At 68.0% G+C, this 23,194-nt stretch carries 25 protein-coding genes; 12 read left to right on the forward strand and 13 right to left on the reverse strand.

Annotated features, from left to right (window positions below; translation table 11 throughout):
• Positions 1–115 precede the first annotated feature (115 nt).
• Positions 116–2,155, forward strand: a complete 2,040-nt coding sequence (locus tag ABZ827_RS09775; protein WP_357235198.1) for an MDR family MFS transporter — start codon at positions 116–118, stop codon at positions 2,153–2,155.
• A 48-nt stretch (positions 2,156–2,203) separates the two neighbouring features.
• On the opposite strand, the gene ABZ827_RS09780 is transcribed toward ABZ827_RS09775, so the two are convergent.
• Positions 2,204–2,581, reverse strand: a complete 378-nt coding sequence (locus ABZ827_RS09780; protein WP_357235201.1) for a helix-turn-helix domain-containing protein — start codon at positions 2,579–2,581, stop codon at positions 2,204–2,206.
• Between the two features lie 99 nt (positions 2,582–2,680).
• Between ABZ827_RS09780 and ABZ827_RS09785 the strand changes: the two genes are divergently transcribed.
• Positions 2,681–3,319 (forward strand): NAD(P)-binding domain-containing protein, encoded by a 639-nt coding sequence (locus ABZ827_RS09785; protein ID WP_357235203.1) that lies wholly within the window; start codon positions 2,681–2,683, stop codon positions 3,317–3,319.
• 54 nt (positions 3,320–3,373) lie between these two features.
• Here the strand turns inward: ABZ827_RS09785 and ABZ827_RS09790 are convergent, their stop codons facing one another.
• The 5 genes from ABZ827_RS09790 to ABZ827_RS09810 form a co-directional block, all read right to left on the reverse strand.
• Positions 3,374–3,574: a hypothetical protein gene (locus ABZ827_RS09790; protein ID WP_357235205.1), complete on the reverse strand. Its 201-nt coding sequence runs from the start codon at positions 3,572–3,574 to the stop codon at positions 3,374–3,376.
• 55 nt (positions 3,575–3,629) lie between these two features.
• Positions 3,630–4,184: a TetR/AcrR family transcriptional regulator gene (locus tag ABZ827_RS09795; RefSeq protein WP_357235207.1), complete on the reverse strand. Its 555-nt coding sequence runs from the start codon at positions 4,182–4,184 to the stop codon at positions 3,630–3,632.
• A gap of 65 nt (positions 4,185–4,249) precedes the next feature.
• Complete coding sequence (locus tag ABZ827_RS09800) at positions 4,250–5,515, reverse strand: sensor domain-containing diguanylate cyclase (protein ID WP_357235210.1); 1,266 nt, start codon at positions 5,513–5,515, stop codon at positions 4,250–4,252.
• Between the two features lie 28 nt (positions 5,516–5,543).
• Positions 5,544–6,353, reverse strand: coding sequence for an SAM-dependent methyltransferase (locus tag ABZ827_RS09805; protein ID WP_357235906.1), 810 nt, complete (start codon positions 6,351–6,353; stop codon positions 5,544–5,546).
• Between the two features lie 253 nt (positions 6,354–6,606).
• Positions 6,607–7,674, reverse strand: a complete 1,068-nt coding sequence (locus tag ABZ827_RS09810; protein ID WP_357235213.1) for a dihydrodipicolinate reductase — start codon at positions 7,672–7,674, stop codon at positions 6,607–6,609.
• Between the two features lie 474 nt (positions 7,675–8,148).
• On the opposite strand from ABZ827_RS09810, the gene ABZ827_RS09815 reads away from it, so the two are divergent.
• Positions 8,149–8,595, forward strand: coding sequence for an NUDIX hydrolase (locus tag ABZ827_RS09815; protein ID WP_357235216.1), 447 nt, complete (start codon positions 8,149–8,151; stop codon positions 8,593–8,595).
• A 37-nt stretch (positions 8,596–8,632) separates the two neighbouring features.
• Here the strand turns inward: ABZ827_RS09815 and ABZ827_RS09820 are convergent, their stop codons facing one another.
• Positions 8,633–9,577, reverse strand: coding sequence for a DMT family transporter (locus tag ABZ827_RS09820; protein ID WP_357235219.1), 945 nt, complete (start codon positions 9,575–9,577; stop codon positions 8,633–8,635).
• 49 nt (positions 9,578–9,626) lie between these two features.
• On the opposite strand from ABZ827_RS09820, the gene ABZ827_RS09825 reads away from it, so the two are divergent.
• Positions 9,627–11,039: a PLP-dependent aminotransferase family protein gene (locus tag ABZ827_RS09825; protein WP_357235222.1), complete on the forward strand. Its 1,413-nt coding sequence runs from the start codon at positions 9,627–9,629 to the stop codon at positions 11,037–11,039.
• Positions 11,040–11,099: 60 nt separating this feature from the next.
• Here the strand turns inward: ABZ827_RS09825 and ABZ827_RS09830 are convergent, their stop codons facing one another.
• The 3 genes from ABZ827_RS09830 to ABZ827_RS09840 are packed head-to-tail and all read right to left on the reverse strand — an operon-like array spanning position 11,100 to position 12,546.
• Complete coding sequence (locus ABZ827_RS09830; RefSeq protein WP_357235225.1) at positions 11,100–11,297, reverse strand: hypothetical protein; 198 nt, start codon at positions 11,295–11,297, stop codon at positions 11,100–11,102.
• 46 nt (positions 11,298–11,343) lie between these two features.
• Entirely contained in the window at positions 11,344–11,955 is a 612-nt protein-coding gene (locus ABZ827_RS09835; RefSeq protein ID WP_357235228.1) for an ATPase, read from the reverse strand.
• 6 nt (positions 11,956–11,961) lie between these two features.
• Positions 11,962–12,546: a peroxiredoxin-like family protein gene (locus ABZ827_RS09840; protein ID WP_357235231.1), complete on the reverse strand. Its 585-nt coding sequence runs from the start codon at positions 12,544–12,546 to the stop codon at positions 11,962–11,964.
• Positions 12,547–12,614: 68 nt separating this feature from the next.
• Here ABZ827_RS09840 and ABZ827_RS09845 point away from each other — a divergent pair, with 68 nt between their 5' ends.
• A complete protein-coding gene (locus ABZ827_RS09845) occupies positions 12,615–13,223 on the forward strand; it encodes a TetR/AcrR family transcriptional regulator C-terminal domain-containing protein (protein ID WP_357235234.1) in 609 nt (202 codons plus the stop codon).
• Positions 13,224–13,253: 30 nt separating this feature from the next.
• Here the strand turns inward: ABZ827_RS09845 and ABZ827_RS09850 are convergent, their stop codons facing one another.
• Positions 13,254–13,478 carry an Arc family DNA-binding protein gene (locus ABZ827_RS09850; protein ID WP_357235236.1) on the reverse strand — a complete coding sequence of 75 codons (225 nt, stop codon included), beginning with the start codon at positions 13,476–13,478 and terminating at the stop codon, positions 13,254–13,256.
• Positions 13,479–13,835: 357 nt separating this feature from the next.
• On the opposite strand from ABZ827_RS09850, the gene ABZ827_RS09855 reads away from it, so the two are divergent.
• The 4 genes from ABZ827_RS09855 (at position 13,836) to ABZ827_RS09870 (ending at position 18,092) form a co-directional block, all read left to right on the forward strand.
• Entirely contained in the window at positions 13,836–15,119 is a 1,284-nt protein-coding gene (locus ABZ827_RS09855; RefSeq protein WP_357235239.1) for a cytochrome P450, read from the forward strand.
• Positions 15,120–15,245: 126 nt separating this feature from the next.
• Complete coding sequence (locus ABZ827_RS09860; RefSeq protein ID WP_357235242.1) at positions 15,246–16,478, forward strand: acyl-CoA dehydrogenase family protein; 1,233 nt, start codon at positions 15,246–15,248, stop codon at positions 16,476–16,478.
• Positions 16,479–16,592: 114 nt separating this feature from the next.
• Positions 16,593–17,369: a hotdog domain-containing protein gene (locus tag ABZ827_RS09865; RefSeq protein ID WP_357235245.1), complete on the forward strand. Its 777-nt coding sequence runs from the start codon at positions 16,593–16,595 to the stop codon at positions 17,367–17,369.
• Positions 17,370–17,411: 42 nt separating this feature from the next.
• A complete protein-coding gene (locus ABZ827_RS09870) occupies positions 17,412–18,092 on the forward strand; it encodes a TetR/AcrR family transcriptional regulator (RefSeq protein WP_357235247.1) in 681 nt (226 codons plus the stop codon).
• 48 nt (positions 18,093–18,140) lie between these two features.
• Here the strand turns inward: ABZ827_RS09870 and ABZ827_RS09875 are convergent, their stop codons facing one another.
• Together ABZ827_RS09875 and ABZ827_RS09880 are read right to left on the reverse strand one after the other, a co-directional pair.
• Positions 18,141–19,001: an SDR family oxidoreductase gene (locus ABZ827_RS09875; RefSeq protein WP_357235250.1), complete on the reverse strand. Its 861-nt coding sequence runs from the start codon at positions 18,999–19,001 to the stop codon at positions 18,141–18,143.
• Positions 19,002–19,140: 139 nt separating this feature from the next.
• Positions 19,141–19,554 carry a hypothetical protein gene (locus ABZ827_RS09880; protein ID WP_357235252.1) on the reverse strand — a complete coding sequence of 138 codons (414 nt, stop codon included), beginning with the start codon at positions 19,552–19,554 and terminating at the stop codon, positions 19,141–19,143.
• A gap of 460 nt (positions 19,555–20,014) precedes the next feature.
• On the opposite strand from ABZ827_RS09880, the gene ABZ827_RS09885 reads away from it, so the two are divergent.
• The 3 genes from ABZ827_RS09885 (at position 20,015) to ABZ827_RS09895 (ending at position 23,116) form a co-directional block, all read left to right on the forward strand.
• A complete protein-coding gene (locus ABZ827_RS09885) occupies positions 20,015–20,623 on the forward strand; it encodes a hypothetical protein (RefSeq protein WP_357235255.1) in 609 nt (202 codons plus the stop codon).
• A complete protein-coding gene (locus ABZ827_RS09890; protein ID WP_357235258.1) occupies positions 20,620–21,348 on the forward strand; it encodes a hypothetical protein in 729 nt (242 codons plus the stop codon). Before ABZ827_RS09885 ends, ABZ827_RS09890 begins: the two co-directional genes overlap by 4 nt.
• Before the next feature lie 109 nt (positions 21,349–21,457).
• Entirely contained in the window at positions 21,458–23,116 is a 1,659-nt protein-coding gene (locus ABZ827_RS09895; protein ID WP_357235260.1) for an alkaline phosphatase D family protein, read from the forward strand.
• The last annotated feature ends 78 nt before the right edge of the window (positions 23,117–23,194 follow it).

Raw genomic sequence — 23,194 nt, forward strand, 5'->3', positions numbered from 1 at the left:
GACCCTACCGACCGCGAACGAGGGCATGAGTCCGCATCGGCGTGCGAGCTCCTCGAAGGGCCACTACCAGGCGTGTCCCCTCGTTTCGGCAGGTTCTATCGCCGATACTCGGCGGATGACCGGCATCCGCGAGGCCCCCGACACCGCGCCGACGCTGGATCCCCGCCGCCGCAACATCGTGTTCGTCACGATCGTGCTGGGCATGCTGATGGCCGCGCTGGACCAGACGATCGTGGCGACCACGCTTCCGACGATCGTCGCCGATCTCGGCAGCGCCGGTCATATGGCCTGGCTGGTCACCGCCTATATGCTCACCGAGGCCGTCGCCACGGTGCTGGCCGGTAAATTCGGCGACCTCTTCGGCCGCAAACTCGTCTTCCAGCTCAGCGCGGTGGTCTTCATCGCCGGGTCGGTACTGGCCGGGTTCGCGCAGGACATGCTGACGTTGATCATCGCCCGGGGGATCCAGGGGGTCGGTGGCGGTGGACTGATGGTGACCGCGATGGCGTTGATCGCCGATGTCATCCCGTTGCGGCAGCGCGGTAAGTATCAGGGTGCGATGGGGGCGGTTTTCGGGGTCACCACCGTCCTCGGACCGACCCTGGGTGGTCTGTTCACCGATCACGCCAGCTGGCGCTGGTGTTTCTACGTGAACGTTCCGATCGCGGTGGTGATGATCGCGCTCGCCGCCAAAACCATTCCGACGGTGCGCCCGGCCGTGCGCCCGATCGTCGACTACCTCGGTATCGCGCTGGTCGCGCTCGGGGTGGCCGCGTTGATCCTCGGATTGGAATGGGGTGGTTCCGAATACGCCTGGGGATCGCCGATGATCATCGGCCTGTTCGCGGGATCCGTTGTGCTGCTGGGGGCGTTCGTCCTGGTGGAGACCAGAGTGCCCGAGCCGATGCTGCCCATGGGCCTGTTCCGCAACCGGGTGTTCACGGTGTGCTCGATCCTCAGTTTCATCGTGGGGTTCACGATGCTCGGTGCCATGACGTACCTGCCCACGTATCTGCAGTACGTGGACGGTGTCTCGGCGACCGTATCCGGATTACGCACTTTGCCGATGGTGCTCGGCCTGCTGGTCACCTCGATCATCTCCGGCAATCTCGTCTCGACCACGGGCCGGTACAAACCCTTCCCGATCGCGGGTGCCGCGGTGATGGCGCTGGGCCTGTATCTGATGTCGACGATGGAGCGGGATACCGGAATCTGGCTGGAATCGCTGTACATGCTGGTATTCGGTCTCGGTATCGGACTGTCCATGCAGGTGCTCACCATCGTCGTGCAGAACACCGTGCCCTACGCCCAGCTGGGTACCGCGACCTCCGGAGTCACCTTCTTCCGGACGATCGGAAGCGCCGTCGGTACGGCGGTATTCGGCACCCTCTACACGGGGAAACTCGATCCGGCGCTGTCCGCGGCGCTGGCCGAAACCGGGATCCCCCCGGAAATCGCGCAGAGCCCGGCGGCGCTGCGGGAATTACCCGAGGATCTGGCGGCGCCGATCGTGGCGGCGTATACGGCCGCGATCGACAATGTCTTCCGGTGGGTGGTGCCGGTGGCGCTGGTCGGATTCGTGGTGGCCTGGTTCCTGCGTGAGATACCGCTGCGCGACAGCACCCGGGCCCGGGCCACGGAACTCGGGGAGGGGTTCTCGATGCCCGATTCCGCGGACCGGGTCGCTCAGCTCGAACATGCCATCGCCCAGGTGCTGCGCCGGGAGCAGCGGAAAAAGACGGGCCCACCGGGACCTTCGGTGCACGAGATGACGAGCGGGGCGGTCCCGGAGTCACTCGCCTGGGCTATCGGCGCGGTATACCTGCGCGCCCGGGTGCGTGGCGGGGCGAGGCTGACGGGTATCGCGGAGGACCATATGGTCCCGGTGGATGTGCTGGAGCCGGTCTACCGGCAGGCCGCGCAGGCCGGATTCGTGACGATCGACGGGGATTCGCTGAACCTGACCGACAGCGGTGCGCGGCAGGCCCAGCGATTCCGGCGCGTCTGGCGCGGCTGGCTCGACGAGAAGCTCGAGGACTGGACCTTCGACGATCCCGCCGACCGGGCCGAACTCGACCTGGCACTGGACAAGATCGCCGGCGATCTGCTGGACGAACAGAGCAGCCGGCCCACATTCGCCCCGATGACCCGATAGAGCCGGTTCCGGCGCGGCCGCATCGTGGGCACGCGGTGGGTAGCGGTCTCACCTGGTCCGGCGCAGCGGCACGGCCGTCTCCTCCGGGAGCCGGAGTTGATCACCGTAGCTACGAACCCACTCGGCGAGCGATTCGAGCGGGCCCGCAACCAGGCTCGCGCCCAGCGCGGTGATTTCGTACTCCACCCGCGGCGGTGCCCCCGGGTGGGGTTGCCGGGACACCAGACCGCGGGCCAGCAGCCGCCGCAGGGCTTCGGTCAATGCCTTATCGCTGATACTCCCGATTCCGGCGCGCAGCGCGGCCCGCCGCCGGGGGCCGTCACGCAGGGCGGCCAGGACGACCGGATCCCAGGTGTGGGCGAACAGGTCCAGCGCCCCGCGCAGGCGGCAATCGGCGATCGGCTCATGGCGGTTGTCGGTGGTCATCGCTCACCAGGGTCGTCGGTCGATTCGCACCGTTCGGTGCGTAACGGAGTTCCTACGGTAGCCGTCGGACGGAGAACACGGATGTGGAGGAGTACGACGTTGCGTATCGGAATACTGGGAACGGGCAACCTGGCCGAGGCCCTCGGTGGGTGTTGGGTGCGGGCAGGGCACCGGGTGACGGTGGCGGGACGGTCGGCGGATAGAGCGGCCGCCCTGGCAGACCGGCTCGGCGGGGCGGCGCGGGCCGCCGCCCCGCGCCGGGCGGTGTACGACGCCGACGCGGTACTGCTCGCGGTTCCGTGGGGCGGTATCGACGATATGCTGCGGGACGCGGGGGCGGTGCACGGATCGTTGGCGGGGGTCACGGTGATCGACCCGATCAACGCGGTCGAACACGGTGTGGGTGTGCTGCTCACCGAACCCGGTGCGTCCACCGCGGACCGTATTGCCGCGACAGCGCCGGGCAGCCGGGTGGTGAAGGGCTTCCATATGGTTCCGTCGACGCAGTGGGGTGTTTCCGGCCCGGGGCCGACCACGGTGCCGCTCTGCGGGGACGACCCGGCGGCCCTCGCCGTAGCCGAAACCTTGGTGCGCGATACGGGCGCGGTACCGGCCGTGGTGGGCGGTTTGTCCCGGGCCCGCCAGCTCGACGAGGCGGCGGGGTTGTTCATATCGCTGGCATTCGCGGGCGTGGATCCCCGGACGGTATTGCCCACACTGCCACCGGTTCATTCGTAAACCCTTCCTGTGCAGTGGGATCCGTGCCTTCTCGGGACATTCGCGCCCCCAGGGTTACGCCCGGGCGGAATGCCGGATCGTCTGCCGCCCGGGCGTCACTGCGTCGCGCGGTAACTGGTTGCGCACAGAGTCCAGTACCTCGGTCAGCTGTTCGGGGTGGGTGAGGTGGGGGTAGTGGCCGGCCCCGTCGATCACCGTGGTCGGTGCGGATACCGGGTAAGTGAGTGGGTCGCGGGAGCCGGCGATGATGTGCACCGGCACCGTGACCTGATCGAGCAGCCGGCGGGTGGCCGCGCGGATGGATATCGGGTCAGAGCAGACTTCGCGCGACCCGGGCCGCGCGGTTCAGCGGTTCCCGGTCGCGATGGGTCTGGGCGAGCAGTAGTGCGCCCTCGATCAGGGCCAGTAGTGACACCGCCAGATCCTCCGCGTCCCGGTATCCCGCGGCGTGCAGGCCGATGCGCAGGGTCTCGGTCCAACGTTCGTACACCTGGGCGCAGGCCCGCTGCACGGTGTCGTTGGTGGCGGCTGTCTCCAGTGCGACGGTCGCGACCGGGCAGCCGCATTCCCAGCCGGACGCCTCGAGGCGGTCGCCCAGCAGTGTGATCAACTCGGTGACCGCGGCGGCCGGATCGGTGATATCGGCGGCCGCGATCGCGGAGTCGATCACCCCTGAGGGCTGAGTGATCGCCGCGGCGACGAGTTCGTCCTTACCGCCGGGGAAATGGAAGTACAGCGAACCACGCGGGGTATCGCTGTCGGACAGGATCTGGTTGAGCCCGGTGCCGAAGTATCCGCGGCGCTCGATGGACGAACGAGTCGCCTCGATCATGCGCTGCCTGGTTTCGGCCCCTTTGGTACCCATGACTGAAAAGTAGACCGGTCTTCATAAAATGTCAAGGAATCGAATGTGGCCGCGGACCGCACCGGTCAGGAGCGGGAACGGGCGGATTTATTGCGGTACATGGCGGTATCGGCGGCCTGCATCGCCTCGTCGATCTCCGTCGGAGCATCCTCGAGATACACCGTGCCGATACTCGCGCCGATAGTGATCGTCCGGCCGCGGATCTCCATCGGCACGGTGAGCGCGGCGAGCAGATCGGTACTGAGTGCCGATAACTCGCCGGTTCCGGTGCACTCCTCGATCACGGCGATGAATTCGTCGCCGCCCAGGCGGGCCGCGAGTCCGCCCGCCGCGGTGACGGTATGGCGCAACCGCGCGCCGACGATCCGCAGCACTTCGTCGCCGACGGTATGCCCCCACTGATCGTTGACCTCCTTGAACCCGTCCAGGTCCAGGTAGGCCACGCCGACCGGTGGAGTCGCCCCGGCCAGCCGGTCGAAGAAATGACCGCGGTTGGGCAGTCCGGTCAATTCGTCGTGGTTGGCGTCGTACCAGAGACGGGCCGCCAGTTCCCGGCGCTCGGTGACATCGACCGCCACGCCGATCAGGAAACGGACCTGCCCGCTGTGGTCGCGGACCGCCGACATCGACAGGTCGATACCCGTGGCCGAACCGTCGGGGCGGCGATGGTCGAGTTCCAGCCGGAAACGGTCGATACTTCCCGCCAGCAGATGCGTCATCCGTGAATAGGCTTCGCCGATATTGGCCTGCCCCACCAGATCGGATACCGGCCGGCCGGGCATCTGCGCGACATCGACGCCGAGCATTTCCGCGAACGCGGTATTCGCCTCGACGACCTGACCGTGGGTGTCGACGGTGCCGATGCCCACCGAGGCGCCCGCGAAAATCGCGGCGAACCGGGCCTCGGACAGTTCACGGCGCCGCTCGGCTTCCTGGGCGGTGGCCAGCGCTGCCGCCAGGGTGGATTCCTGCTCCGATAACGACACCGAGCGCAGGGCCGCCGTGAAACCCGTGGCGAACTCGGCGGCGACGAGTACGGCGCGCTGGTCCACGGTGCCGTTGTCACCGTCGTTCGCGCGGATATGATCGGCCAGCTCCCGGCAGATCAGCGGGATCGTCCGCCCGACCACCCGCGGATCGCGGTAGTTCGCCGCGACCAGCGCCTCGGCGACGCGTTGCGCGCTCTCGGGTTCGGCGGTACCGCTCAGCGCCTCGAACAGCCGCTCGACCAGAGCGGTCAGCAGATCTTCGATACGGTCCCGCGTCAACGTGGGTGCCACCGTGCCGTCGAGGGCATCGGCCCAGCCGACCGCGAGGTCCCGTGCCGTCACCCGCAACGCCCGTGCCGCGCTGCCCGGGTCAGGACTTGCATGCCACCCCGGCCAATCCGAGGGAACGGCCCGGCACTTCGTGCCGGTCGCGGTCCGATTCCGGTCGCCAGTCGGGCAGTTCGACCACGCCGGGCTCCACCAGATCCCAGCCGTCGAACATTCCGGTGATCGCGGGCCGGGACCGGAACTGGATCCCGACATGGTTGCCCTCGCTCGATGATCGGTGCAGGGCGGCGGCATCGTCCGGACGCAGCGCGGAGGTCAGATGGGAGATGGCGATATAGCTGCCGGCCGGTACCGCGTGCCGGAGCGCGCCGACCCGCGCCGCGGGCAGATCGTCGTCGGCGAGCAGATGCAGTACGGCGATGAGCAGGATGCCGACCGGCTGTCCGAGATCGATCAGCCCGGTTTCGCGGACTCGGGCCAGCAACTCGTCCGGTTCACGCAGATCGGCTTCTATGGCGCCGTAACGCCGGTCGCCCACCAGAATCGCCCGCGAATGAGCGACGGCGACCGGATCGATATCCGCATAGAGCACCCGGGCCCGCGGGGAGCACTCCCGGACGATCTCGTGCACGTTGCCCGCGGTGGGGATTCCCGAGCCGATATCGAGGAACTGGGTGATTCCCGCGTCGGCGAGAAAACGCACGGCCCGGCGCAGGAACGCACGGTTGCTCAGGGCCAGCCGGGGGAGATCCGGTACCAGCCGGCTACCGCGCTGCGCGGCCTGCCGGTCGACCTCGAAATTATGGGACCCACCCAGCAGCGCGTCGTACATTCGCGCGGGGCTCGGCTGCATCATGTCGACACCCTCGGGTGCCCATGCCGGCCTGTCCATATCGTCCCCTCTGCCCTCGATATCCGGCACCCGGCCGCTGTCGTGCCCGGCCGTGCACGTGCCCCTGCGCTGCGGGCCGTTGCTGGTGTGAAGGCCCCGATACCGGCCGGCCGAAAGCTCGCTCGCGCCGGAATGCATCGTGGGAATAATAGCCTGTGCGTCCATGACCGGCCGCTCGAGCGGCTCCGATGAGGCTCGTTCGCGGGCGAAAGGTGCTACCGGGCAAATGGACCGGCTACGGGCGAGGGGGTCGTCAGCCGAGTCCGGGTACGACTCCCCGGGGCTGGATGAGCGGCAGATCATTGTAGGTGGCGATGCCCGGCGGCGCCGCCACAACGGCCGGTATCGCATTGATCACCGGCATGGCGGTCATGATGTGGCCGAGAGTCATGAAATCGGCGATGGTCTCGGCCTGGAAATCCGCGGGTGGCAGGAAGCTCACGATGTTCTTCACGGTCGGCCTGCCGTCCACCTGGAGTACCCAGCCGTCCTGATCGATCTTCCAGTCGGGTTCCAGCGTCTGGCCTTTGCGCCAGCGCACGGTCAGCTCGACCAGTGTGCGGCCGGCGACGATACCCTTCCAGCTCGCGAACACACCGGCCACGCAACCGGCGGGGATCGTCCACGAGCCGAGATCCAGATCGGCTGTGGTCTGCGCGTATTCGGCGTCGCAGCGCACCTCGTCGAGTTCGGCACCGAGTGCGTCGGCGATCAACCGGACCGCTTCACCGAATACCGCGGTGCCCTCGGCGGTCATATCCGGGAGGCCGGGGTGGTCGATCGGCTGTCCGAAACCCACCGGCCGTTCGGTCGCCGGGGAATCGTAGAACGTGGTGTCCGCGGCTTCGGTCACGGTCACTTTGTCGACGCGGTCGCATATTCCGGCCGAGACGATGGCCAGCAGGTTGACGAACCCGGGGCTGATTCCCGAACCGAACATCGTCGCGCCACCGCGGCGGCAGGCTTCGATGATGCGGTCGCGTCCGGGCCCTTGGCGATGGCCGGTGATGAACGAGGCGGTCGAGACCACGTCCACCCCCGCCTCCAGGATCCGGACCAGTTCGTCGACATCGATCCACATCGGGTTGTAGACCACACAGTCCGGCTTCAGCGCCAGCAGTGCGTCCACATCATCGGTGGCCGCGATGCCGACGGGATCGATCCCGCACAGTTCGCCGATATCGCGGCCGACCTTGTCAGGTGACCACGCGTAGCAGCCGACGAGCTCCAGTGTCGGATTCGCGACCACGGCGCTTACCGAACTCTTTCCCACATTGCCGGTCGTCCACTGGACGACCCGATATCGACGATCTTTGGGCACGCGCTCAGCTTAGGTCGCGTCAGCGGATCACGGAACGAATACTCTGAAATTCGAGAACGGGATTCTCGCGCCGGTGGGTGTGGTGTTTTATGTCATACCTGGATGGTCGCGTGACGACCGCGCCGTGAAACCGGTGTAAACCACAGTTACCTCCGCGGACTGCCGGGTGGTCCGCCCGGGTCTTGCCGGCGCGTTGCGTCTCCGTGCGGTCGATATGCCGCCGGGGCAGCGGAATCCGGCAGCGGATGCGGGGAATTCCCTGGTCGGCAATGGTGTTCACGTGGCCTTTTTCCGCCCGCTGGGCGACGGTGCCACGCGCTCGCGGCGTTCGGCGCCGCCGGTGGGCGAGCGCCGAGAACCCGCTCGACTCCGGTGAACGTGTGTAATGGGTAGGTCACGGCGCGGTAATATCGAATTGCTCGCCCATGCCTGTTCGGGTGAGTCCCGCCCGATCGAAGGTTGGTGAGACCACCCATGTCGGTATCGATGTTCGACGAGACCCTGCCACGGGGCGAGCAGGACGGTGTCGGGCTGCGCGTCGGCGCGGTTATCGATCGAGGCGGTGAAGTGCTGCTGCTCGAACTGCCGAGCACCGGCCCGATCCGTCCCACCCGCAAACTTCCCGGGGCGACAGTGGAACCGGGGGAATCGGTGGCGGGTGCCCTGATCCGTGGCGTATACGAAGAAACCGGGCTCACGGTGACCGATATCCGCCACCACGTCGGCGACTTCGACTATCTGTCACCGGCGGGTAAGCCGGTGCGGCGGCTGCACTTCTCCGTCGAAGTGGAATCGACCGGCCCGGTGGTGCTGAGCGCGCACGCGGACTACGTCTGGGCGCCGCTGGACAGTGCGGATCTGTCGGTCACCTCGTCCATCCAGAAGATCCTGGACAACTACCGCGAACTCGCCTACCCGTGATCGCCGCCGCGGCCGAGTCCACGGCGCGGCACCCTGGTCACCCGGAATCACGCACCGCGTAGCGCCTCGCGTCCTGTCGGTGGTCGCGGGGTATCGCGGTGGAAACCGCGGGCCTACGCAGCCGGGTACGTACCGCGCTCCCGGCGCACCCGATCACGGCGACGGCGCCGATAGCGGTTGCCCAGGTGAGCTGCTCGTTCAGCAGTAGCGCCGCCCAGCAGAGGGTGAACACCGGCTGGGTCAGCTGGACCTGGCTGACCTGAGTCATCGGGCCGATGGCCAGGCCTCGGTACCAGGGCAGGAAGCCGAGGAACATGCTCACCACTCCGAGGTAGGCGAACGCGGCCCACTGAGTCGGCGCTCCGGTTGGTTGCTGCTGAGCCAGCGAGATACCCGTGAGCACGGCCATCACCGGCGCGGACAGCACCAGCGCCCAGGAAATGGTCTGCCAGGCACCCAGTTCCCGGGCGAGGAGTCCGCCTTCGGCATACCCGGCGGCCGCCGCGACGACCGCGGCGAGCAACAGGAGATCCGACCAGTGTGGCCCGCCGAATCCGTCACCGCGGAAGGCGGCGAATCCGATCGCCGCGACTGTGCCGGCCAGTGCCGTGAACCAGAAGGCCCGGGGTGGCCGCTCGCGTCCGCGCAGAACTGCCAGCACGGCGGTGGCCGCCGGGAGCAGGGCGATGACGACGGCACTGTGGCCGGCCGAGGCCGCGGTGAGCGCGAAGCTCGTCAGCAACGGGAAACCGGCGACGACACCACCCGCGACAACCCCCAGCCGGATCCACTGCCCGCCGCGCGGCAGGCGCTGTCTCGTGATGGCCAGCGCGGCTCCCGCCGGCAGGGTCGCCACGATCGCGCGTGCGGAGGCGATGAACAGTGGGGAGAGGCCGTTTCCGGCGACCGCGTATTTGGTGAGCGGGACCGTGAACGAGAAGGCTACGACGCCGAGCAGACCCCAGGCCGGACCGGACCTCATCGGCGATAGCGCGGGGGAACTTTCTTCGGTAGCGCTACTATTATCTCTCATGTCTGACGATAGCAGCTCCCGGATTGCCGCGGACCTCAGTGACTGGATCGCCGCGGCCCCACCCGGTACGCAGCTGCCGTCCACCCGCACTCTGGTGGCGCGTTATGCCGCGGGCCCGGTCACTGTTCAGAAGGCGCTGCGAATCCTCACGGCCCGAGGTTTGATCGAAAGCCGTCCCGGGGTAGGAACTTTCGTCCGCACCGTGCGCGCCGCCCGGCCTCACGACTACGGGTGGCAGACCGCGGCGCTGGGTGCCCCGCGCAATCGGTCGACGGGCTTGTTCACCGCACTGCGGACCGTTCCCAACGACCGGATCGCCCTGCACTCGGGTTACCCGGACCGGGAGCTGCTGCCCGAGCGGCTGGTGCGGAGCGCTTTCGCCCGTGCCGCCCGCGGCGACGGCGCGGTGAATCGCCCGCCCAGCGGTGGCCTACCGGATCTGCAGGCCTGGTTCGCGACCGAACTGGCGGCGGTGACACCGGCCGGAGTGATGCCGCCGGCGCCGAGTGATGTCGTCGTGTTCCCGGGCAGTCAGAGCGGGCTGAACACGACCTTCCAGTCACTGGTCGGCGCCGGGCGTCCCCTGCTGGTGGAATCACCGACATATTGGGGCGCGATCCTCGCCGCGAACCGGGCCGGGGTGCGAGTGGTTCCTGTCCCCAGTGGTTCCGGCGGGCCGCGACCGGAGGATCTGGCACGAGCGTTCGGACAGACCGGCGCCCGCGCGTTCTACGCCCAACCGCACTTCGCCAACCCCACAGGGGCTCAGTGGAATTCGGAACGATCCGCCGGGTTGCTGGAGGTGGTACGTGAGCACGGTGCGTTCCTGATCGAGGACGACTGGGCCCACGATTTCGGCATCGACTCCGTTCCGGTTCCGCTGGCCGCTCGTGACGACGCGGGCCATGTGGTGTACCTGCGGTCGCTGACCAAGAGTGTTTCCCCGTCGGTCCGGATCGCCGCCGTCGTGGCCCGGGGTCCGGCGCGGGAGCGGATCCTGGCCGACGCCCAGGCCGAATCGATGTATGTGAGCGGTCTGCTTCAGGCAGTCGCGCTCGATGTGGTGACCCATCCCGGATGGCGCACACATCTGCGCACACTGGGCCGCCAGCTCGCCAACCGGCGTGACCTCCTGATCGCGGCGCTGCGTGAGCACCTCCCTGAAGCGGAGCTGGAGGTGGTTCCGCGCGGCGGGCTGCACCTGTGGGTGCGGCTCCCCGAACCCACCGATCTGGCCCGGCTCGTCCGCGACTGCGAAGACGACGGAGTCTTCGTCGCACCCGGTGACGAGTGGTTTCCCGCGGAGCCGACGGGTGCCTACCTGCGTCTCAACTATTCCGGCCCGAACCCCGGAGCTTTCGCGGAGGGCGTGCGGATAATCGGCCGCGCGCTGGCCCGGCAGGGCCGGTAACACACCCCCGCACCGGCTCGCGGTGACGAGCGCGGGGATTCGTGGCCGGTCGGGGTCCGGTCAGCTGTATCGCGCGAGCTTCCGGGCCACATGGCGGCTGTCGTGCGCTACGCCGTGCAGGGTGCCGGAGAGAATGGTGCGCTGGTACTCGAGACCCAGGAACGCCAGACCCGGGTGGGTGGTGGAGATTCCGTTGCGATGCGGGGGGAACCCGCCATGGCACGGCGATCGTGACATTTCGGGCGTCGGGTCCACCACGGGTTTTCCGGGGCGGCGGGCGCCCGTGGTGACTCCTGGACGTGGGTCAGACCTTGACGTGGTCTTCGATGAAGACCTTGCGACAGGATGGTGCGCAGAATGCGTAGTCGACTTCGTCATGGGTGTAGGTGAACTGGGCAGTGGCCCATTCCACCTGCATTCCGCAGGTGGGGTCGATGGTGAAACCTTCGGGGGCGGTGGGCAGTTGCCCGGAGTCGCGGAAGTCCTGGGTCATCAGGCGGGTGATATCGGTGCTGGTTACGGAGCGGCCGGAGAGGCCGACGCAGTGTTCGCGCAGGCCCACGATCTGAACGACACAGTGTGGTTCGCGGCGCAGACGGTCGTGGTCGGGTTCGGTGGCGGCGATCGCCTCGGTGATCAACGGGACGATATGCTTCCCGAAGTCCGGGTCACCGCTCCAGGAACCCGGGACCGTCAGTCGCACCAGGTAGCGGGGCGCGGAATCCGTTGCCGGGCCGCCGGTTACCCAGGTTCGCGGTTGGTGGACCAGTACATGGGTGAATTCGCGGGCCTTGCCCATGGTGTCCTCCGGCGCGCTGTCGTAGCCGGTGAGCGCGGCGAGCACACGGGCGGCGAGGTCGTGTTCGGTCGCGGCGTCGAGTTCGCGGCCGGTGACCGATATTTCCAGGGTCATCATGGTGGGTCAGTCCTCCGGTGTGATGGTGGGAATGGGGGCAGCGGGTGTAACGCGGTGGGCGGCGAGGGAGAGCAGCTCGTCGACCGACCACTGGTCGTCGACGTGGGCGCCGTACTTCGCGGCGAGCACGGTGCCGTCCGGGTGGATCAGGAAATCGGCGGGCAGTCCCAGCCGGCCGCCCTCGGGGCGGGCCGGGGGAGCCGGTCGTTCGCCGCGGCCGGCCAGTTCGGTGCCGACGGCACGGGCGATGGTCGTCCAGCCGCGCGGGTCCAGCAGGGCTCGGGCGCCGCTTTCGACGCCGAATTCGCGATACAGCTCTCGTTCGGGGTCGGCGATGAGATCCAGGGGTAGGCCGGCGGCGTATTTGCGGAGTTCTTCGGGCCTGGAGTGGAAGACCACTACCTCCCGGATCCCGGCCGCGCGGATCTCGGCCTCTCGGGTGACGACCGACCTGAGGTGCAGGTTGCAGACCGGGCAGCCGGCGAAGCGCCGGAACTGGAGATGAGTCAGGAGTGTGGGGTCGGGGACGGGTATTGATTCGCCGGTGAGCCCTGCGAGGGCGCGGGTGGGTACCGGGTTCGGCGGTGGCATCGGATCTCCTTAGGGGTACAACGTACGCTTAAGATTCAGTATCCGCGTATCCAGTACGCTGTCAATCCGTGCCCAGGCCGCGTTCCCTCACCGACGAGCAACTGGTGGGTGCCGCACTGGCGGTGATCGATCGGGACGGTTTGCCGGCGCTGACCATGCGTGCGGTCGCCCGAGAACTCGGTATGGCCACCATGGGGCTGTACCGGTACGTAGCCGACCGGGAAGCCCTCGAGGTGCTCGTCGTCGATCATGTGTTCCGGTCCGTCGACCTGACGCTGCCGTCCGCGGACTGGGCGGACCGCGTCCGGGTGCTGATGGACCGTTTACGGATCGCCGTGGCCGAGCATCCGGCCGTGGTGCCGCTGGTGCTACGGCACCGTCAGGCCGCACCGGGTTCGCTGCGGCTGATCGAGACCATGCTGGCCGTGCTCACCGAGGGAGGTCATACCGGTATCGACCGGGTCGTCGCGCAGCGCACCCTCATCGCTTATCTGCTGGGGTTCCTGCAGAACGAGCACTACGCGGCGCTCTCCGGGGCGGGCACGATCGCAATGTCCGAATTGGTGCCGGAACGATTCCCGCAACTAGCCCGTACAGCGACCGACGCGCGTGCGCTACCGCCCGACGTGGAATTCCGTCGCGGGCTCGACGTATTACTGCGCGGCCTGGCCGGCTGATCGGCTCGGCCGCTCAGGGGGCGGATCCGGTCACCCGGGGGCGTCCGGATCGGGGCTGCTGTGGTCGTCGTCGGGCAACTCGGCGTCGAGCCCGGTCCCGGCCAGGATCGAGCCCAGGCGTGCCCGTTCGGGCGGCGTCACCGCATCCTCGAGGATGGCCAGGATCTCCGCCTCAGTGCTGCGCCCGTGATTGCCCGCGCGAGTGCGAAGGGCGCGGTACACCGCGTCCGGAACATGTCGAACAGATAGCGTCACCATGCGAGGGTGTCTTTCGTCGACAGTGGTCGGTACCCGCGATTATATTTCCGGCGCCGCAGTGCCGCAGCGGGGTGCCCGAGGGGCGCACCGGATATGCGGGGGCGGGGTGACCGGGGCCGAGCCTGGTCAGGTGGGGTGCCGAGGTGGTGAGCGCGCCTCCGGAACGTTCGGACCAGTCCAATCGCGGTCAAAAGCGCGGGCGTGCAACATATTTCGCCGCGAGGCGGTGTCCTCTGCGGTGTCGTACCATCGGCTCGTTCCGGCTCGAGTCAGTAGCAGGAGGAGGCTCGAACCGGTGCCGGCCGGTGGAAAAAGCCCATCGGCCCCGCTACCACAGGTATGGAGTTTGTCGCCTTGACCAGATCGGACTTCCGAAGACTTGCCCAGGCCCCGGTCGCACCTGGTTCGCCGGCCGATCCCGGCGAACCCCGGGTTCCGCTCCACCTCCCGGAGTTCGCCGCCGATCCACACCGGGTCTACCGCGAGTTGCGCAGCCGCTACGGGTCGCTGGCGCCGGTGGAACTGGCGCCGGGGGTGCCCGCCACGCTGGTGATCGGCTACGCCACGGCGCTGCGTGTGCTCAACGATCCGGACCGTTTCCCCGCCGACCCACGGGCCTGGCACAAAGAGATCCCGGCCGGATGCCCGGTACTGCCGGAGCTGGAGTGGCGGCCTGTTGCGAGCCGCTGTGCCGGTCCGGAGCTCGAGCGCTACCGGCGGGCCGTCGCGGACGGTATCGACGGTGTGGATATGTACGCGATCCACACGATCGTCGAGGATATCTCGGGGCCGTTGATCAACTCGTTCTGCGCGGACGGCCAGGCGGAACTGATCCAGCAGTACGTGTTCCCGCTGGCATTCGAGGTGATCAGCCACCTGCTCGGCTGCCCTCCGGAGATCGTGCGGCAGATCGCCTCGGGAACGGCGCTGCGGGAAGCGGGGGATACCGATACCGGGGGCCGGATGCTGGACGAGGCCATGATGAACCTGGTGCTGCACAAACGTGACGCACCCGGTGGTGACATCACCTCCGACCTGCTCCGGCATCCGGTCGAACTATCCGATGAGGAGGTCTCCCAGCACATCGCCCAGGTGTACGGCACGGGGATCGAGTTCGAATTGAATCTGATCGCCAACACGCTGCTGCTGATCCTCACCGATGAACGATTCGGCGGCAGCGTGCTGGGCGGCAATCTGACCTCACGCGACGCCTTGGACGAGGTGCTGTTCAACGACCCGCCGCTGGCGAATCTGCTGATCACCTATCCGCGTATGCCGATACTGCTCGACGATGTCTGGCTACCCGCGCATCAACCGGTCGTGATCAGCATGGCCGCGTGCAACAACGACCCCGCGATCCGGTCCGCGGAGCTGACCGGTAACCGCGCCCATCTGGCATGGGGGCTGGGGCCACACGCCTGCCCGGCGCAGTCGCTGGCCTACATCATCGCCGAAGGGGCGATCGACCAGTTGCTGGACGCGCTGCCGGAGATGTACGCGGATTTCCCCGGCGATGAGCCGCAGTGGCGGCCGGGGCCGTTCCATCGGTCGCTCGCCGCACTCCCTGTGACCTTCCCGCCGGGTGCGCCGCTGGCCGCCTATACGGATCCGTCCGTGCAGGCAGCGCCGCATTTCTGAGTGGTCACCCGGGCTGTTGTACCGGCTCGAAAAAGTTGAATCCGGATTCAACTTCGATTACCGTCGGGGGCGTCGAATGCCCGCCTCCGGCGCATCGAGCCACGCCCCGAAGATCGGAGTTCTCCAGTGGAACTGTTCACCTCGACCGACCGCGCTCGCGAGTACCGGCAGACCCTGCTCACTTTCATGGACGAATCCGTGTACCCGGCCGAACCTGTCTATGCCGAACAGATGGCTGCCGCCGGCGACCCGCATCATCACCCGCAGATCCTCGAGGACCTGAAAACCGAGGCCAAGAAGCGCGGCCTGTGGAATCTGTTCCACCCGCACGAGGAATGGGGCCCGGGGCTCACCAACCTGGAATACGCGCCGCTCGCCGAGATCATGGGCCGTAGCCCGGCGCTGGCCCCGGAGGCGTGCAACTGTTCGGCGCCCGATACCGGGAATATGGAGGTGTTCACCCTCTTCGGTACCCAGGAGCACAAGGAACGCTGGCTCGAACCGCTGCTCGACGGCACCATCCGGTCGGCGTTCGCGATGACCGAGCCGGGGGTCGCCAGTTCCGACGCGACGAACGTCGAGATGCGGATGGAACGCGACGGCGACCACTATGTACTCAACGGCCGGAAGTGGTTCGCCTCCAACGCTATGCATCGCAACTGCAAGGTGCTGATCGTGATGGGCAAAACCGATCCGGAGGCGCCCAAACACCGGCAGCAGTCGATGATGGTGGTGCCTATCGACGCCCCCGGGGTGCGGGTGGTGCGCAACCTTCCGGTGTTCGGTTATGTGGACCGCGAGGGTCACGCCGAAATCGAATTCACCGATGTCCGGGTACCGCTCGCCGATGTCCTCAAGGGGGAGGGCGAGGGGTTCGCGATCAGCCAGGCGCGGCTGGGGCCGGGTCGTATCCACCACGCGATGCGTGCCATCGGGATGGCCGAGCGTGCCCTGGAACTCATGTGCGCCCGGGCCGAATCGCGCACCACTTTCGGCCGCAAGGTCAGCGAACGAGCCAATATCCGGGACTGGATCGCCGAGGCCCGGATCGATATCGAACAGGCGCGGCTGCTGACCCTGAAAACGGCCTGGATGATGGATACGGTCGGCAACAAGGAAGCACGTACGGAGATCGCGGCCATCAAGATCGCCGCGCCGGTGATGGCATTGCGCATCGTGGACCGTGCGATCCAGGTGTACGGCGCGGCCGGAGTCACCGAGGATTTCCCCCTGGCCAGCATGTACGCCCATCTGCGGACCCTGCGAATCGCCGACGGCCCCGACGAGGTGCACAAACTGACCATCGCCCGCGCCGAACTCGGCAAGGCCCGCGCCGCCGCCGAAGCCGCCGGCAACTGACGGCACCTTCTCGGCAGACGTAACCCGGGCGCACCGGCCCGCCTCCGGATACGTTGGACAGGTCCGGCCGGTGCGCCTCGGGTGCCGCCGCGGACGTTCACGAGGAGGCAACCTATGACGGTCGAGACCGGAACAGATCCGCGGCGCCGGCAGCACATCCTGCTGGAGCTGGGCTTCGCGACGACCCTGGTGGGCGAGGAACTGCACGGGGCCGCGACCATCACCCCGCAGATGTTCGTACCCGGTACCGAGCGGCTCCGCGCCTCGGTGCTCGCCACCTGGACCGATACGGTGACCGGTCTGCTGGCCGCGGTCACCCTGGGGCCGCGGGTGCCGGTGACGCTCGAACTCGACGTGCATCTCTACCGCCCCGCGCCCGGTGCCGGTGAGGTGCGGGCCGTGGGTCGCAAGATCAAAGCGGGGCGTTCGGTATTCGTCGCGGAGGTCGAGTGGACGGTCGACGGCGAACCCTTCGCATTCGGTGGCGGATCGTTCATGGTGTCCCCGAACGAGGAACTGCGGCTGCCCGAGGGTCTGAGCATCGATATGCCGGTCTCCGACCAGCTGCTCGCGGTACCGCTGGCCGAACGGGCCGGCTGTGAGCGCCGTGCGCCCGGGACCGCGGTGCTGCCCCGCACCGACGACGGCCTGAACGCCTCCCGCACGGTCAACGGGGGCCTGATCGCGCTGGCGGCGGAAGAGGCCATCCTGTCGCTGGCTCCCGGCGCGACCCTGAGCACCCTGGGTCTGCGCTATCTGCAACCCGCCCGGGTGGGTCCGGTGGTCGCGGACGCGACCCTGCGGGCCGATGTCGGGCGGGCGACACTGCGCGATGCCGGAAACGACGACCGGATCACCACCCTGGCGACCGGCCGCCTGTTCCCGGCCTGAACGCTCGCATACCGGACAACCTTCGAGGACGGCGAATTATCGGTGAATGTCCAGGAAGACAGCGCTGCCGCGGGCGCGGTGACCGCTTCCGGAGCGGACGCGCGACCGGCCACCGGCCGTCCGGCCCCGAAGAGCCGACGCGGGATCCGGACCCGCGGCGCACTGGTCGCCGCGGCACGTCAGGTGTTCGAATCCGATGGGTTCGTGGATGCCCGGATCAGCGATATCGCCCGCACCGCGGGGGTCGCGTCGGGTTCGTTTTATACCTACTTCGACAGCAAAGAAGAGATCTTCACCGAGGTCGTCGCACAGGTACGCGACGAGATGCTGCATCCGCATGTCCGGGCCCGGGGTGGCAGTGACGATCCGCGCGATTGGATCGCCGCCGCGAACCGTGAATATCTGCGGTCCTACCGGCGCAATGCCCGGCTGATGGCGGCGCTCGAACAGGTAGCCCGGGTGGATCAGCAGTTCGCGGCCCTGCGCGCCGAACGTGCCTCGGCGTTCATCGACCGCAACGCGGCCATGATCCGGGATCTGCAGGAGCGTGGCCTGGTGGCGGCCCGGCTGGACGCGCGGGTGACGGCGCTGGCGCTGTCGAGCATGGTCAGCCGGATGGCCTCATTGGTTTTCGTCGAGGGCGAGAAGATCGGTTTCGAGACGCTGCTGGAGACCCTGAACTGGATCTGGTTCAACGCCCTGCAATTGCCCGAGCCGGGGTGAGACCGGTTGCCGGCCGTCCGGAACGGATCCGGCCGGTACCCGGCGTTCTCACGATGCCCGGGTCGCGGCGAAACCCCGGAATCTGCGCAGATAGCCCACTACTCGGCGCAGCGGGACGGCTCGGGGCCAGTCGTCCGGACGGAAGTACGCGTCGGTGCCGCCGTCTACGAAAAGGACGCTGCCGCAGAGGAATTCGGCCGAAGGGGAGAGCATCATCAGAACCCAGTCGGCGATATGCTCGGGTTTACCGAAACCGCCTGCGGGCACCGGGAATGCCTTGACCGCCTTACCTTCCACGGGGCTCGCCAGTTGACGTTCCAGCAGCGGGGTCAGGATCGCGCCCGGCGCGATGACATTGAGCCGGATACCGGCACCCGCCCATTCCGGCCGGACGGCGTGCCGGCGCACCCAGCGGCTCACCGCGATCTTCGACGCCGCGTAGACGAACGGTGCCGCGTGGGCGCCGAAGATCTTCACGCTCCGGACGGCGCGTTCGGTATCACCGGCCAGAAACGCCTTCACCGTCCGGCCCGGAACCGCGGGAACCGTTGTGGACGAATTGCTGCCGAAGGCCACCACACGCGCGGCGCCGGTGGCCGCCAGGGCCGATCGCCAGCCCTGGAGTAAATCGGTGGTGCCGAGGTAGTTCACGGCGGCGATCACCGGGAGCCTGGCGGGGTCGGGTACCGGTCCCAGACCGGCCGCGAAGACAGCGCCGTCGAGCCGGCCGTCCGCGGCGGCCAGTACACCGTCGATCGCGCTGCGCCGGCCCGCGGCGGTCGACAGATCGGCGACGATATCGGCTTCCTGGATATCCACACCGATCACCCGGTGGCCCGCGGCCGTCAGTTTCTCGGCGACCGCCCTGCCCATACCCGACGCTGCCCCGGTGACCGCGTAGACACCCATCCGAACTCCCTTCGCCCACCCGATGTGCCGGGTGATTTCGTCGGAGTCTGTCAAAAGTCCGGAGTCTGTCAAGCGCGCTGGAGCCGGGAGGGTGGGTGCGCGCCCCGTGGGGGAGTGGGACCGTGCCCCGTGGCGGCGGTCAGAACGGCAGCCGCAGATAGCTGGGCAGAGTGAAGCAGATGATGCCGAAGTCGTATCCGGTCTGGACATTCACCTCGGTGGAGACGCCCCCGGCGGAAACGATATGCGGGCCGGTGACGGTCGGACTCCAGTCGGCGGTGAACAGGCCGGGCTCCTCTTCTTCGACCGGCCCGAAGGTGCCGCCGGGCTGCCCGTTCATCTGATCCGTGAAGCTGACCGAATCGCCCGGCGCGCCGGCGGCCACCGCCGTGTAGGTGCAGCCGACGCCGTATTGGACGAATCCGAGACCGAATCCGCCGGTGACACCGATATCGGTGATGTACGCCGAGGCAGTGGCCGGTAGCCCGAAGACAGCCGCCGCGGCGAGCGCGCAGGCGCTGAGCCCGAATCGGATCCGTGCCGAGGAGTACATGGGCTGCTCCGGTCATATCGGCAGTGTGTCGGATATCCAGTGCAGCACTTCCGGGACCGCGGGCACAGTCCGGTTCGATCACGAAGTGTGTGGACGCGTCACGAATCGGGTACAGATTGCGCATGGGATCGCGACATTCCGGTGCGGGCGTAACAAACGCGGGTCCGTTCGTGAATAACGAAGCGTAAACGTTATCGGCCGGTAGGGATTGCGGGGTGAGTGCTACCGGCCCGCGAAATCGCCTGCGGCGGATATCGCAGAAGCGTATAACCCGTTGCACGGGGCGGTCGGGGGTGAATTTCCTCCCGGAATGCGGCTATTCCACAGCAATTCAAAGGATTGATTTTCCTATTTAATTCGGATATGCACGTGCACGCCGAATCTCGGTATGGTCCTGTGCGCGAAGTGAAATCGCAGCCACCCGGGGCCGGGAGGTCCATGTGAGAAGGAATAGAGCGTAATGAAGTTCGGCACTTTCGCCGCAACCGCACTTCTGTCCATCGCCGCCGTCGGTATTTCGGCCGCGACCGTGCATGCCGAACCGGCCGCGCCGGCTCCGGCCCTCGAGAGCGAGGGCGTCGACCAGGGCGTCGCCTACGAAACCAGCGTCGATCAGAAAACCCAGACCATCACCACCGAGGTGGAGAACGGCCTGTTCGAACTGGCCCCCGACGGCACCAAAGCCATCCTGAAGGCCGTCAGCGGCGCGATCGTGGCCGAGGTACCGCTGAAGTACCAGGTGTCCGGCAGCGAAGTAGCCGTCGCGCACGAGATCAGTGGCGACGGCGCCACTCTCGAACTGACCCCCACCATCACCGCCGAGAACATCGGTGAGATGCGGCCGGTGAGCTCGATGGCCCGGCTCACCGACGAACTGCAGAAGAACGTCGCCGGGGTCGCCGCCGGCGCGGTGCTGGGCGGTTTGCTCGGCGCGCTCGTCGGACTCGGCTTCTTCAGCATCATCACCGGGCCGATCGGCCTGGTCGTCGGCGCGGTGGCCGGTGGTTCCATCATGGGTGGACAGTCGTTCAGTGACGCCGTGACGGCCGTCCTGCGCGGCGAGCCGTGACCGAACCGGCACCAGGTGAGGACGGCGGGCGTACGCCGCTCTCGCAGCAGGACAAACGCGCCCGGGTCGGGGCGACCGCGGCGGCCATCGCCATTGCCGCCGTGGTCACCTCGATCGTGCTGGGGATCGGGATAGCCGCGCTGCTGGCCACCGCCGGTGGCGACGACGAGGCGACCGGAGATCTCGCGGTACCGGCCCCGGTGAACACCACCGCGGTCGGCCCGGCGACCGAGACGTCTCCCGCGCCGGTGGCCCCGCCGTCTGTCACGGTGCCGACGAGCACGGCCCCGACCACGACGCCGACCGTTATGGGCACCGCCGGCGAGGCCAACAAAGAGGCGAAGGAGGCCCCGCCGAAGGTCGAGGTGGCGGCCGGGGAATGTGTCAGCGGATTCGGCGAGAAGGAAGTCACCGAAGCGCCCTGTGGCACTGCGGAATCCCGGTACAAGGTGTCCGCTGTCGGTCCGGTGGGGACGGCCTGCCCCGCCGACTCCGATTCCAGCCAGACCGTCGCCGACACCACCATGTGTCTCGATATCGACTGGGTGGTGGGCAGCTGCGTGGACGTCTCGGGTGACGAGCCGCAGCGCACCGATTGCGCCCCCGGTGGCGTGCAGGTGATCAGCATCCTGCCGGATACCAACAGCGTGAACGCCTGCCCCTCGGCGGATAGCGGTTTCGCCTACGACCAGCGTCGATTCGTGGTGTGCTTCGCCGATCTGTAGCCCGTGCCCGCCCACCCGGCCGACGGAGTCCGGCCGGGCGGGCACCGACGCTCCGGTTCCGCCGCGGCACCGTGCCGCCGGATCCCCCGGGCGCGCGATAATCTGAGGTATGCCCCTATCCCGTCGCAGGTTGCTGCAAACGGGTTCGGCCGGTGCCGTCGCCGTACTGGCCGGGGCAGGTCTGGTGAGTAGTTCCCCGTTCCGGGCTCCGCGCGCGCTGGGCGATCCGTTCACCCTGGGAGTCGCCTCGGGCGATCCGCTACCCGACGGTGTGGTGCTGTGGACCCGGCTGGCCCCCGCCCCGTTCGCCCCCGACGGGCTCGGCGGGACCGGACGAGCCCCGGTCACCGTCGATTACGAGGTCGCCGAGGACGAACAGTTCCGCCGGATCGCCGCCCGGGGCAGTGCGGTAGCCACCCGGGAACTGGCCCACAGTGTGCACCCGGAGGTGCGGGGGCTGGCCCCGGATCGCTGGTATTTCTACCGCTTCCGAGCGGGCTCGGCGATCTCGCCGGTGGGCCGCACCCGGACCGCGCCGGCTCCGGAGGCCCGAATCGATCGGCTGCGGTTCGCGTTCGTCTCCTGCCAGCACTGGAGTTCCGGCTACTACACGGCCTACCGCCATCTGTGCGATGAGGACATCGAGCTGGTGGTGCATCTCGGCGACTACATCTACGAAATGGAATGGGCCCGTGGCCGGGTGGGTACCGCGATACCGGAAACATTGCGCGCGGAGGCCACCGATCTCACCGGCTACCGGCTGCGGTACGCGCAGTACAAGGCCGAGCCGGAACTGCGGGCCGCACACGCTCTGTTCCCCTGGGTCTGCACCTTCGACGATCACGAGATAGACAACAACTGGGCCGGTTTCCAGCCGGGCGCGGGTATCGATATCCATCTGCTGCCCGCACTGTTCCGGCGTCGCCGCGCTGCCGCGTTCCGGGCGATGTACGAACATCTGCCGCTGCGGATCGAACAGCTACCCGCCGGGCCGTACACCCGGATGCACCGCCGATACACGTTCGGCACACTCGCCGACCTCACCATGCTCGACACCCGCCAGTACCGTTCGCCGCTGGTCTGCGGAGACGGCGCCAATCTCGTCGTGGATTGCCCGGACCGTTTTGCCGCCGACCGGACGATCCTGGGTGCCGAACAGCGGGAATGGCTGGTGGACGGCCTCACCCGCTCCTCGGCGCGCTGGCAGATCCTCGGGAATCAGGTCGCCATGGCGCAATCCGATTACGACCCGGGTACTCCGGTGGCCGTCGGGACCGACGCCTGGGACGGTTACGTCGCCGACCGCGACGCGGTGCTGGCCGCGGCCGCGGCGAACGGCCGCACCGATCTCGTGGTACTCACCGGCGACCGGCACGAGAACTATGTCGTCGATATCCGGGGCGACTACCGCGATCCGGACGCCCCGGTCGTGGCCACGGAATTCACCGGGACCTCGATCACCACCGGCCGCGACGGCGCGGATCTGACCCCACGCGGCCGTACGCTGCTGGCCGCCAATCCGGATATGAAATTCTTCAACGGCCAGCGCGGCTACGTCCGGGTGGAGGTGGACCATGAACTGTGGCGCAGCGATTTCCGGGTTGTGCCCTATGTACGGGAGCGTGGCGCGCCGGTGACGACCCGCGGCAGTTTCGTGGTCGAACACGGTGTGCCGGGGGCACGTTCCGCCTCGGATGCGGCCCGGGCGCAGGAATCGGCGGAGGTCGATACGGCCGGCCGTGCCCCGGTCGTCGGCGCGGGTGGCTGAGTTCCGGGCATGGACGATTCGATGGCTCGGATTCGCGACGGTTGCGGCCCGCTCCATTCCGCGTTGACCGGAATCGCC

The sequence above is a fragment of the Nocardia sp. NPDC019395 genome (assembly GCF_040632335.1).
GTDB lineage: Bacteria > Actinomycetota > Actinomycetes > Mycobacteriales > Mycobacteriaceae > Nocardia.